12 protein-coding genes are annotated in these 10,821 nt (G+C 56.2%); all 12 read right to left on the bottom strand.

All coding sequences use genetic code 11. The features are described 5' to 3' along the window. Positions 1 to 47: 47 nt before the first annotated feature. Positions 48 to 1,391, bottom strand: a complete 1,344-nt coding sequence (locus DW088_RS01385) for a hypothetical protein (RefSeq protein ID WP_118358929.1) — start codon at positions 1,389 to 1,391, stop codon at positions 48 to 50. Beyond that, on the bottom strand, positions 1,391 to 2,134 hold the full coding sequence (locus DW088_RS01380; protein ID WP_118358927.1) for a peptidoglycan recognition protein family protein: 744 nt from the start codon (positions 2,132 to 2,134) through the stop codon (positions 1,391 to 1,393). Before DW088_RS01380 ends, DW088_RS01385 begins: the two co-directional genes overlap by 1 nt. Then, positions 2,134 to 2,592: a phage holin family protein gene (locus DW088_RS01375; protein ID WP_118358925.1), complete on the bottom strand. Its 459-nt coding sequence runs from the start codon at positions 2,590 to 2,592 to the stop codon at positions 2,134 to 2,136. The genes DW088_RS01380 and DW088_RS01375 overlap by 1 nt, the downstream gene beginning before the upstream one ends. A gap of 163 nt (positions 2,593 to 2,755) precedes the next feature. Next, the gene (locus DW088_RS16115; protein WP_207663029.1) at positions 2,756 to 3,046 is read right to left on the bottom strand and encodes a hypothetical protein; all 291 of its coding nucleotides are present in this window, start codon (positions 3,044 to 3,046) and stop codon (positions 2,756 to 2,758) included. 89 nt (positions 3,047 to 3,135) lie between these two features. Then, positions 3,136 to 3,402, bottom strand: a complete 267-nt coding sequence (locus tag DW088_RS01370) for a hypothetical protein (RefSeq protein ID WP_118358923.1) — start codon at positions 3,400 to 3,402, stop codon at positions 3,136 to 3,138. Positions 3,403 to 3,494: 92 nt separating this feature from the next. Beyond that, the gene (locus tag DW088_RS01365) at positions 3,495 to 3,839 is read right to left on the bottom strand and encodes a hypothetical protein (RefSeq protein WP_118358921.1); all 345 of its coding nucleotides are present in this window, start codon (positions 3,837 to 3,839) and stop codon (positions 3,495 to 3,497) included. 9 nt (positions 3,840 to 3,848) lie between these two features. Continuing rightward, the gene (locus tag DW088_RS01360; RefSeq protein WP_118358919.1) at positions 3,849 to 5,945 is read right to left on the bottom strand and encodes a hypothetical protein; all 2,097 of its coding nucleotides are present in this window, start codon (positions 5,943 to 5,945) and stop codon (positions 3,849 to 3,851) included. After that, positions 5,942 to 7,849, bottom strand: coding sequence for a hypothetical protein (locus tag DW088_RS01355; protein ID WP_147356526.1), 1,908 nt, complete (start codon positions 7,847 to 7,849; stop codon positions 5,942 to 5,944). Before DW088_RS01355 ends, DW088_RS01360 begins: the two co-directional genes overlap by 4 nt. Next, positions 7,846 to 8,232 (bottom strand): hypothetical protein, encoded by a 387-nt coding sequence (locus tag DW088_RS01350; protein ID WP_118358915.1) that lies wholly within the window; start codon positions 8,230 to 8,232, stop codon positions 7,846 to 7,848. Before DW088_RS01350 ends, DW088_RS01355 begins: the two co-directional genes overlap by 4 nt. 15 nt (positions 8,233 to 8,247) lie before the next feature. Continuing rightward, positions 8,248 to 9,303: a chitobiase/beta-hexosaminidase C-terminal domain-containing protein gene (locus DW088_RS01345; protein ID WP_118358913.1), complete on the bottom strand. Its 1,056-nt coding sequence runs from the start codon at positions 9,301 to 9,303 to the stop codon at positions 8,248 to 8,250. 18 nt (positions 9,304 to 9,321) lie between these two features. Then, the gene (locus tag DW088_RS01340; RefSeq protein ID WP_118358911.1) at positions 9,322 to 10,314 is read right to left on the bottom strand and encodes a hypothetical protein; all 993 of its coding nucleotides are present in this window, start codon (positions 10,312 to 10,314) and stop codon (positions 9,322 to 9,324) included. A gap of 189 nt (positions 10,315 to 10,503) precedes the next feature. Continuing rightward, positions 10,504 to 10,809, bottom strand: a complete 306-nt coding sequence (locus DW088_RS01335; RefSeq protein ID WP_118358909.1) for a hypothetical protein — start codon at positions 10,807 to 10,809, stop codon at positions 10,504 to 10,506. Between the last annotated feature and the right edge of the window lie 12 nt (positions 10,810 to 10,821).

Genomic DNA, 10,821 nt, shown 5'->3' with positions numbered 1-10,821 from the left:
CCTCCTAAAGAAAGAAGGCGGCGGAAATCCGCCGCCTTCTGGCGTAGTTAAAGCTGGTTAAGCTGCCACTGTGAATACTTGTTCGAGAGATTCTTGCTGGTCGTATCCGCCTGCATATTCTCGATCTGTGCCTGAATATATTCAAGCTGCTTGAGCGCTGTCTGGCGGTCAACCTTGCCGTTCTCGATGTCCTCCTTTAGCTGCTGCTCCTGCATTTTCAGCTGACGCATTGCGATCGTATCGGCACCGTTGTACGTGCCGGTCTGCTCGCCCTGCGAAAGACCGAACTGCTGACCCCACTGCATAGCGGAGATAATGCTGTTTACGTTGTCCAGCTGCTTGCCCGCAACCTCCTTGTAGAGATCCGCCAGCGCGTTGGCTTTCTGAATATCGCCGTTTAAGCGCGCCTGCGTAATCGCTCTCTCAATCTCAGCGAGGGCCTCGGTAGCGGTCGTCGCGTTGCTGTTCAGCGCGTTCTGATAGGTGTTGCCTGCCGAGATCTGACTGGATTCGGTGTTGCCGGTCGTCAGCAGGCCCTGTGCCGCCAGATTTTCAGCCATGGAGCCGTTCGGATTGATCGCCGTCATGTACGCCTTCTCAGCCGCAGCGTTGTTCGCCTCGGTGTTCTTGCCGATGGTGTACTTCTGGGCGTTCAGATTAGCGACCGCCGAATCCACACTCGCCTGCAAAGCACTCTGCTGTGCCTGTGCGGCATCGTTCATCTTCTTCTCGTAGTCCTGAAAGCCCTGATTGTACTGATTACTCATCAGCGTGCCGAGATTCGCACCGGCGATACCGCCGCTTGCAATGTAATCCGAGCCGTCCGCACCGCCGGAATAGCCCCATTCCTTACGCTTTGCCTCGGCGTCCGCGTGGGCCTTCTTCATGCCTGCTACATCGCCGATGGCTTTTGCTTCTTCATACCGCTTCTTAATTGCGTCAATTTCTGCCGCCTGCTGTGCGTCATTCTGCCGGATCAGCGCATCATTGTAAGTACCCGCAGGCGTATAAGTGCCGCCCGAACTGCCACTGGACGAGCCGCTGCCCGAAGTCTTGCCGGAGGACGAGCCGCCGGAGCCGGTGCCGGAAGTGCCGCCGTAGGTGAACGTCTGGCCGCCCTTGCTGATGGTGGTCGTGCCGTCGCTGTTCTTCTTCCACGTCGAGCCATCACTGCCTGTCATGGTCGAACCGGCGGCCGCGCTCGAAACAAAATTCTTTCCCTTGTTCGAGCCGATAGCGTACGAGCCGTTCTTGCCGCTCGCACTCAGCGATCCGCTCGAACCGGAAGAACCCGACGAGCTACCCGAGGACGAGCCGCCGCTGGCCTTAGCTGCCGCCGAGGCAGCCTTGGCAGCACCGGCCGCAGCCTTAATAAAAGCACCCAATCCCATTACTTCACGCCCTTCCCAATCAGCCCCATGCGCTGACACATGGTAGCGAACTGTTCGCGGGTCAGGGCGCACTGCGGCTTTGTGCCGTCCGTGATACCTGCGTCCTGCATCGCCTTCCACGCCTCCGCCGCATACGGATGCGGCTGCTGGTTAGCCTTGGCCGCCAGATAGCGATCCATATAAGCGGCAAATTCCTTGTCTGTCATCTTGGCTTCCTCCTTCTTTACCGGCGTGTCCTTCGCGGTCAGCCGTGCCTTGAACTTACGCCACAGACTTTCATCGCGTACCCACGGCTCGGGGCACAGCTTGCCGGTGACATCATAGTGCCGCACGACGTGATCTACGTCAATGCCGTACTTCGCCATAAGATACTTGACCAACTCGACGGCACGGTCTACCGTCTGCGGCGTGATGGTGTACTTGCCACCTACGATGTCGCTGCACATTTCCACACCCAACGAATTACGGTTCATACAAATGCCGCGTAACGGGTGATGCGCGCTCTCGAGATCGCCGCCACAATGCCATGCTGCATCGTTGTCGCGGACGGACTGCGTAACGCTGTCCTCATCGACAAAATAGTGTGCACTTGCCCGTCGGCCTGCGCCCTGAAAATAGTGCGCGTTGCCCTCGTCGGTATCGCCGTCGTTGGCGGTATAGTGCATGACGATGTACTTGATCGAATTGCCGCCGCGGCCGGAGTAGTAGTTGCTCGGATCAGTCGGCACAAACGGAATGTTCATCAATCGTTCTCCTCCCCTAACTTATCCACTGCGTCCTTTGCGGCGGAAAGTGCCTTTTGCAGCCACGCCGGGACAGGCGCACCGAGGGAAACCGCGTTCTCAACGATAGAGCCGAGTTCCGTCAGCGTGTACCAGACTACTACCAGAGGGCACAGCAGAACCGTATATTCAAACGGAAGCGTCACGCCCGGCAGATGGTCACAAATCATACCGATAAGCAAATCCGCGCCGCCTGCGACTGCAACCACTACGATGGAACCGACTTTGTGAAAAATGCCGTCCCTTGCCGCCTTACTCGACCATTTTCCTTTCTGCATTGCCGCCGCCGTGCCGGTCAGATAGTCCGCCGCCATCGCTGCCACAAACAGCACAACCAGCCAGCCGAACCACCCCCAAAGTGTGGTAAGCACCGCAATGCCCGCCGCAACAGCGGCTTTGAACTCGTTTACATTATTCATTTTATTCTCCTTTGCGCGTTTTCTTTCTCTTTGCGCGTATGTTTTACAGCCCCTGCCGCTGCTTATCCGCACTCATCAGCTTCGGCACACCGATATCACCGGCGTAGCTTTTCACTTCGTTGTAGTTTTTGATGTAAATGTTGTCGTACATAGTTTTCTCCTTTTAAGTTGTTGGGAAGTTGTCTGTTTTAATAATACAAACATCTACTTCCGTTGCGTCAAACGGAACTTCCACCGTAAAGTGCAATGTACCATCTTTTAATTCTAAAGACCGGAAGCCGGTGCCACTTCCAGTGGAGGCGCCTCTCCACCCAGAAAAAGCAGAACTATAACAAGCAAAACACACTCGTCTCTCCCCACCATAATAATATGAACCGAGTATAATAAGACCGTCTTGTAGCCTGTAGTTGCACAAAACAGAACCGCTTAAAATCTCTAAAGGCTCTCCCGCCATCTTACTTCACCTTCACTTTCACCCATTTAGGGTTTTCATCCTTTTTCGCTTTATCAACTCTGCTATTAAGAATCATACGCCCACCTCCGTTACGAGATGGTTACATCCTCCGCAGGCATGACGAAACCATAAGGTTCTTGCGATCCTGCATAAGTAGAGACATCGCTGTCTGCTAAAATATAGGATTTTGTATCGACAGGGATATAGCGTTTGCTTGTCCCGACTACTTTTACATAATAAGAATCCACCGTTGCGAATACGATTTCTCCCGCATACGCTGATTCCGGGAAACCAGAATTTGAATTGTCCGTGATTTTGTACTTCTTCTGCCCTCCGGCAGTCCGATTGAGTATCATGCCGCACCGCCTTTTGTGCAATGCGACGAAGCAGCGTTAGGAGCTGCCCCCCCCCGGATTTTAGTATGCTAAAGTTGTGCATATTATCCTCCTTACTGTTTCACAGCGTTTGCCTGTAACCATTTGAGCAGGTCGCCGGTAGGCGGCTCAAGGAATGTGATTGTACGAAGTGAATCAGATAACCAGCCCGTAAAGGAAACAAGAAAACAGTCCCCAGCGGAATATACGATATCTTCAGCGTCGTTAAAGCCTAGATACGCTATGCTATGTCCCAGCTTGCCACCAGCATAAAGATAAATTTCGTCGGATTCTTTGGTTACACCATTGTACTCATATGTGAATTTGATACTCACATCAAGATTCGTAGTTGTTGGAGTGCTGTTAATAATCCACATATTTTCAGGATTATTTGTCCGCTTCGCAGTATTATGAATCATACTCTCACCTCACGAAAACGCCACCGGCGTAACCGTCACATAAACGTCAATGCTTGCCGTCGGAACGGTATCCGCCGTAAACGTCAGCTTGCCTGCCGCCTGCGCGGTACACTGGATACCCGCATCATTGTACGCCGTCATGCTTGCCGCCGCAGGCATTGGCAGGATAAGCTGTGCCGTTTCATCGGCTACCACATCACCAACGGATACGGTCTGCTGTTTTGTCGAGCTGTTCCAACCTGCAACCGTCAGCGATACCTTGTGCGCCTTGGTCTTGAGCTTATCAACGTAGGACTTTGGTGTCGGCATAGTATCGGTGGTGGGATCGGCAACTTTGGGAATGCGAGTTCCAGCAGGCGTAATATCTAGAGTATTTCTGGTATCGCCTGCCATTGAAACAAACGAAATTCCGTCAATGGTAACCGAACACTGAGAACCGTTTTTTATACCCCCCTCTTCAAACTGAAACGCTTGCATTGCTGGACTGGCATCGAATCTTCCAAACCCTCTGACATACCGTTTTCCGTTGAGGGTATTATCCCATGTTTTGAGAAGAAAACCTTCCTCGTCTCCTCCCGTGATCGCGCCCGTCATCTTGCCGCCTGCAAGCGGCAGATACTTCGCAAACTTGTCTGCGTGTGCGTTCTCGCTTGTATTGTGCGTCTCAATCTGTCCGCTGACATCCGGTGTAGGAATCGCTTTGATCTTGTTGTCGGTATACGTTGCCGCCGCGCTCTGCGCCGCCCTCGCCTTTGCATCCGCATACTGGAACACATCCTGCGCCTTGCCCTTTGGGTCATAAACGCTTGCCAGCATATCGCCCGCACCCTTGCCGTCCTCACCCTTCTTGGCGATCAGCAGCCAGTACGCGGTATCGGTCGGCGCATGTCCGGTCGTTGCAGCCGTGCATAAATAAGACGAGCCGTTAAAGCTGACCTTGTTTCCGAGTACATACGCCTTGCCAGCGTTGTACTCCTCCCACACGTTGCGTGCTTTCTCAGCGGTCTGACGGACGGTTTCCGCAGCGGCGCGGCTCTTTTCCGCACTCACACGGGCGGTCTCGTTCGTCTGACGGGTGCTTTCCACATTGGCTCTCGCGGTTTCGGCACTCACGCGCTTTGTCTCGGCTGTTGCTCTCGCGGTCTCCGCATCCGCTCTCTTGCCCTCTGCCGTGGCCCTTGCGGTTTCGGCGCTCACACGCTTTGTCTCCGCGTCGGTTCTGCCAGTCTCTGCGTTCTGACGAACAGTTTCCGCAGCAGCTCGCTTGCTTTCTGCCGTGGCTCTTGCCTGTTCTGCCGATACTCTTGCGGTCTCCGCGTCCGCGCGTGCCTTTTCGGCCTTTGCTCTTGCCGTCTCTGCACCCGCGCGGCTCTGTTCTGCGGTCTGACGGGTGCTTTCGCTGCTCGCTCTCTGCTGTTCCGCGCTCTCGCGTGCCTTCTCCGCAGATTTTCGCGCCGCTTCGCCGCTTTCGCGCGCAGTCTCCGCAGAGGCGCGGTCTGTCTCGGCGTTTTTCCGCGCGGTCTCATTGGCAAAGCGCGTATCCTCGGCGCTCACTCGGTCTGCCTCAGCATCCGCTCTGCCGGTCTCAGCAGAAATACGCACAGATTCATTCTGTGCGCGGCTGCTCTCCGCGTTCGCCCGCTGGCTCTCCACCGTCACGCGGGCAGATTCGGCGTTCACTCTGCCGGTCTCAGCAGAAACGCGGCTCTTTTCCGCGGTGTCGCGCTTGTTCTCCGCATTGGCGCGGGCGGTCTCTGCCGTGTCGCGGGCGCTTTCGGCGTGCTGACGGGCGGTCTCGGCGCTCACGCGGGCACTCTCGGCCTGCGCACGGTCGTCCTCGGCGCTCACGCGGGCACTCTCGGCAGAGGCGCGGCCCTGCTCGGCCAGCTGGCGTTTTGCCTCCTCGCCGCTCCACTCGGTCGTGGACTCCTCCATATCCGCAAACGTCTCCACAATCTCGTTGAACTGCGGAGCCACGCATTCCCGCACCAAACGGTCAAACACGCGTTTGTTCTCGTCTGCCGTGCCGGTCAGCGTGTCCAGGGACGCAATAACGCCCTTTTCCGCAATCTGCGCATCGGTAATTTTGTAATCTCTAATACTCACGCACTTCTCTCCTCTCCCACCTCGATATACTTAACCAGGATCTCATAAATACCAAAACCCTCGTTGAGCGCATCCGAGACGAAAATAAACTGAATCATTTTCCACTTTTTCTTCTTCACGCGGAACTGGCGCACACTGTTCGCGCTCGTCTCAAACGTGAACCGCACAAAGTTGATATCCTCATAGGAAAGCCTGTCCGCGTAAAACTCGCGGTACAGCCTGCCGCTGTCGCGTTCCGTGCGAATATACAGATCGACTTTCGAGCGTGCATAGCGCTTGAGGTGTACCGCCGAGCCTCTCTTTGGCATGGTCTTGAGCATTGCAATATTGCCCATGCTGTCGAGCTTCGACGCCCACTCCGCGTGAATCGGTTTGCCGTCATCGTTGTACGCACGCATGAGAATTTCGTTTTCCTCTGTCCGCATATCGTCATTGAACTTGCATACCTTGCCGTCTGCGGTGCCGAAATACATGGTCTGCTGATCCGCGCGGAGCACCCGCGCCGGAATATTGGTCCAGTAGTACCACTCATAACCGTTGTCGCTTTTGTCCTGGTTGCCGTCCGCGACATAAGCGCGTCCGTCCACGACAAGAACATACCACCCGCGCCAGGTGGCGGCCACCGCATCCGCAAGGCCGTTTTCCTTGGTGAGCTTCGGATTGACACGTCTCGACCGGCAGAATAACTGCCGCACCTGCATGTTGTTGTAGTAAGTTGTCGTCGGCGCATAAACGCCGCGTGGACTCAGATATAACGGATCGTCATTCAGATTTGCCGCCGAGTACCGCGCAATCGCGCCGTAACCCGGCACGCCCTCCTTGAGTGGGAACGCCGCAACATCGTTGCTCACAACGCCCGCGTGGTGCCAGATCGTACCTTCCTGGCGATTATCCTTCTTGATGATAAGCAGCTCGCCCTGCGCTTTCAGATAGCACATGATCGGGAAATCGCTCGAACCCACCACCGAATAGTTAATGTCGGGGAAATATGTCGGGTCTGTCAGTCCCGAGAACCACTCCGTGTTTGCATATTTGCCGTTACCGGAAAAGAATACGCGGTCGCCCGAGCCGTCCATGCCGTAAATCGCAAAGATGGTGCAGCCGAGGATCTTCTTCCGGTCCTCGGTGGTCTTGGCGAACCGGATTTCGATGTTGCTCGTTCCCGCGTTCTCCGGCGCCTTGGGCGCGGTCTTTAGTGTCACCGTGCCCTTTTTCGCATCAAAGCTCGCCACCTCGAGCGTATCGCCCGTGATATGGTATTTCGCGGTGATGGTCTGCTCCTTGTCAATGCCGGTAACATCCAGCTGAAACGTCTTGCTGCTCCCATCCCCGACAAAGCGGTTGCGTCTCCACTTGCAGATCATGTTTACCTTCTCGTAGGCTTCACCGCCGCCGGACGGCTTGCGCTGATAGCTCGTCAGCGGACAGTACGCCGTATCGTCCCCGACGTGCTTCGCGTCCTTGCCGTCGTATACCAGATATTCCGACCCGGTTAAAATGTACAGCTTGCCGTTGAGGTAAAAGCCCTGCGAGCGTCCGCCGCCCCTCAGTCCGGTCAAAAGTGTCTGCTGGCTGTCCGGAATCGGCAGATAAGTGCTCTCGTTCAGCCGTACCTTATACAGCGTATCGCCTGCATGGACGATCATCGTGCGGCCTGCCTCAGTCGTGGCCTCATACGGGAAAATACCCGCAATCGGCTTGTCGCTGCCGAGGTCAACAACTGTGCGCCAGCCCCACCGACGTTCGGGCGCGCCGCCCTCGTCCGCGATAACGTTCACCGCACGCGGACTTCTGCCGTCGTCAATCTGCGTCTCATCCGTGGAGTAGTCCACACCTCGGAACCGCTTGTAACTCTTCCTGCCGATGGTCGGCGTGGAAAAGTCGGGAACCGTCATGGTTTTCATTCTTCTTCACCGTCCACATATCCGAGCACCGCAGGCGCGGCTTCCTCAAGCGCTTCGACAAAATAGTTGCGTTCGAGCACCATCTGAGCCTGCTTGTCCTCCTCGTCTATCATAAGCGCTGAGGCGAGGCCGTGCGGCAGTGCGCCGCGCGTAATGCGGTCGTCCCAGTCTATAACCGTATCGTCTATTGCATTGATCTCCGGCGCGCTCGTCAGCTCTTCTCGCCCGCTCGCCGCGCGGATCGCGTTCTCATACGGCAGCGCCTCGGTCAGCAGCCGCTCAAGCAAAAGCGGCGAATACTGATCGTAGTCAGTATCGCCGCCCTTGCTGGTGAACAGAATGGCGGCCGCAAGATCAAAAATCTTTCTTACTGTTGTTGCCATTCTTGCCTCCTGAATTTACTTATCCGTAGCCTCAGCCACATCCGAAGTCAGCTTGCCGGCCTTGCCGAACGCAACCACGCGGATGGTCTGGCCTGCGGTCGTTGCAACCGTGCCGCCGCTTGCGACCAGCATGCGGTTTGCGGAGAAGCGCGGGTCCGAGCCGTCCAGCGTGTACCAGATTTCGTCCGCATCTGCCGCCGTAACGGTCGCACTGTGCGAAGCGATCGCTACGGTGCACGCCTGCTGGCTTGCGGCCTTGGCCACAACGACAACCGAATCCGCACGGCTGGAAAGCACAAACAGATCGTAAATCTGACGGCCCTCAACCAGAGAACCGGAAACGCCGGGGGGATCGGTGTGGATTTTGGTATCGTCAATGGTATACGGGAACGCAAGCGCCTGCTCGTGAATTGCAAGCATATAAACGTCGGTCGGGAACAGTCGGTCGGGAACCTTTACAACAGTAAAGCCCGCAACCTGACCGACAACGCCTGTGGGCAGCTGCTTGCCCGCCAGATTGTCCAGCTTGACCCACTCGTCCGAGAGGATGATCTTCTTGTAGTCACTCACGCGGACAAAAAGGATACGGCCATCATCCGGTACATAGTGATCGTCCATATAGGCGGCAGCATCATAGACGGTGGAGATAATGTCGCTCTTGGTCGGTGCAGCAGAAACGCCCTGAATATGGCCGAATCGTGCAATGCGGCTGAAGCCGTACTTGTCGCCGGTCGGCACGCACTTCTCGGAGATCTGCTGGCGCAGGTACTGGCCGGCCTTGTTGCTGATAGCCTGCTGAGAGCCGTCGCCCTTGTCTACAATGGCGGTAAACGCCTTGTCCTGGGTGATGGTGTACTCGTTTACGATGTCCTGTACATCGTTCGGCACGCCGTAGCGGTCCTTGCCCTCTCGCTTGTAGTCGTTCAGGTCGCTGGTGAGGATCTGGTAAACCTTGCATGTTTTCTTGCCGATCATGTCAACGTGCGCCTTGCAGTGCGGGCGCAGGAACGAGGTATGGGTATACAGCTTTTCTACAGCTTTTGAATACTGTTCAGTAAGGTAAATAGGCATATTATATTGTCACTCCTTTTACAGTCCCAGCAAGCCGCGCAGGAACGGGTCGCTCGTGTCGCCCTCATTGCCCTGCACACTTCCCGGGCTTGTCATTTTGTTCTGGTTGTTCTTCTTTTCGATCTGTACAGCCTGTGCATTCTGCTCAGCCTGATAGCGCCAGTGCGCGGCAACCGGTGTCATGCCCTCGCTGTTCACGAGTTCCATCACGCGCGGCGGTACGTCCTCCGGCTTGTGAACGCCTGCGAGAGTCTCGTATTCGTCCCACGCGCGCTCGTCGGCCTCCTGCCTTGCCTGCGCAACGGTCTGGTCGATCCTCTGCTGCATGGCGTCAAGCCGTGCGCGCTGCTGTTCGGCGGCCTGTGCCGCGGCTGCACGCTGGGAAGCCATGCGGCCCTCGGCTATCGCCTTGAGCGCCGCATCCGGCGTTTCCGGAAACTCCGCGCGGCACTTCTCGATTTCAGCCGAGAGCAGCTGCTCATTGCGTGCGCCCTCCAGCTGTTCCAGGTACTGCTGCCGGTTCATGCCAGCGGCCTCAGCGTACTGATCCAGTACACGCATTTCCCGCTCGGCCTTGCGGTCATAATTCATGCCCTTCTGGAGCAGTTCGACCGGGTTCGCGCCGAGCGCACCGGTCAGCGCCTGCACTGCGTCTGCCGGCAGCAGGATCTGCTGTCCGTTGTAGACGAGCGGCACGGTCTGTACCGGCTGTTCCGCCGTCTCCGGCGGTACTTCGCCGCCCTCTGGAGGCTGATTCTCCGGTTCTTCCTGCTGCTCTTCGGCGCGCTGGTTTTCCGCGCCGTCCTGCACGGTCTCCTCTGCGCCCTCTGCGGCGGTCTGCTGGTTTTCCAGATCATCATTACCTTCAAGCGCCGCAAGGAAATCGTCGCCGTTAAAACCGTCCATGTCCGCGCCGGTGTCGGATGTATTGCCGCCCTCGTCAAAATACTGTAAACCGATACTGTCACGGATCTCGCTTCCGTCCATATGATTGCTGGTTTTCCAATTCATTTAGACAATCCTCCTATATGCAAAAGACTTGAGTCTCATTGCCGTGTGTTTATCGTGTGTTCCTGTGCTCCGGCGCTCGGACGGACGCCCTCGACCCGAACGAGGGTGCCCGCCATCAGAAAGAAATAAGGGGAATCAATGGGGCGGGTGAGGTCAGCTCCCGCCCGTCCGAGTGCCGGAACAGAAAAATCAATAATCAGGTTCGAGAATCGGAACGCCGTACTGCACAGCACATTCGCGCTCAATCATGCAGCCGCGTGCGTCCTTCCAACCCTTGGCGAAATAAATGAGATCCGCATCTGCCATAAGCCGGATAGACTCCGCAATAAACCAAAGTGGCTTTGCGTCGTGCGGTGCATCCTTAAAAAAGGAGTCGATGATTTCGACAGGCTCACCGAGATATTCAGTCGCTTCGCGGATAGCACGCTCACGCGCGCGTTCAATCTCATCGTTGGTCTTGTCCTTCATCGGCTGAGAAATAAATAACTTTTTCATGCCGTACCTCCC

The sequence above is a fragment of the Butyricicoccus sp. AM05-1 genome (genome assembly GCF_003474415.1).
GTDB classification, from domain to species: domain Bacteria; phylum Bacillota; class Clostridia; order Oscillospirales; family Butyricicoccaceae; genus Agathobaculum; species Agathobaculum butyriciproducens.
The sequence above is the reverse complement of the archived record's forward strand: the minus strand, read 5'-3'. Positions and strand labels throughout refer to the sequence as shown.

Excerpts from the sequence above, each read along its gene's own strand:
- DW088_RS01365 (WP_118358921.1), bottom strand. The coding sequence starts at position 3,839 with ATGATTCATAATACTGCGAAGCGGACAAATAATCCTGAAAATATGTGG.
- DW088_RS01350 (WP_118358915.1), bottom strand. The coding sequence starts at position 8,232 with ATGGCAACAACAGTAAGAAAGATTTTTGATCTTGCGGCCGCCATTCTG.
- DW088_RS01335 (WP_118358909.1), bottom strand. The coding sequence starts at position 10,809 with ATGAAAAAGTTATTTATTTCTCAGCCGATGAAGGACAAGACCAACGAT.
- DW088_RS16115 (WP_207663029.1), bottom strand. The coding sequence starts at position 3,046 with ATGGCGGGAGAGCCTTTAGAGATTTTAAGCGGTTCTGTTTTGTGCAAC.
- DW088_RS01345 (WP_118358913.1), bottom strand. The coding sequence starts at position 9,303 with ATGCCTATTTACCTTACTGAACAGTATTCAAAAGCTGTAGAAAAGCTG.
- DW088_RS01380 (WP_118358927.1), bottom strand. The coding sequence starts at position 2,134 with ATGAACATTCCGTTTGTGCCGACTGATCCGAGCAACTACTACTCCGGC.
- DW088_RS01355 (WP_147356526.1), bottom strand. The coding sequence starts at position 7,849 with ATGAAAACCATGACGGTTCCCGACTTTTCCACGCCGACCATCGGCAGG.
- DW088_RS01340 (WP_118358911.1), bottom strand. The coding sequence starts at position 10,314 with ATGAATTGGAAAACCAGCAATCATATGGACGGAAGCGAGATCCGTGAC.
- DW088_RS01375 (WP_118358925.1), bottom strand. The coding sequence starts at position 2,592 with ATGAATAATGTAAACGAGTTCAAAGCCGCTGTTGCGGCGGGCATTGCG.
- DW088_RS01370 (WP_118358923.1), bottom strand. The coding sequence starts at position 3,402 with ATGATACTCAATCGGACTGCCGGAGGGCAGAAGAAGTACAAAATCACG.
- DW088_RS01385 (WP_118358929.1), bottom strand. The coding sequence starts at position 1,391 with ATGGGATTGGGTGCTTTTATTAAGGCTGCGGCCGGTGCTGCCAAGGCT.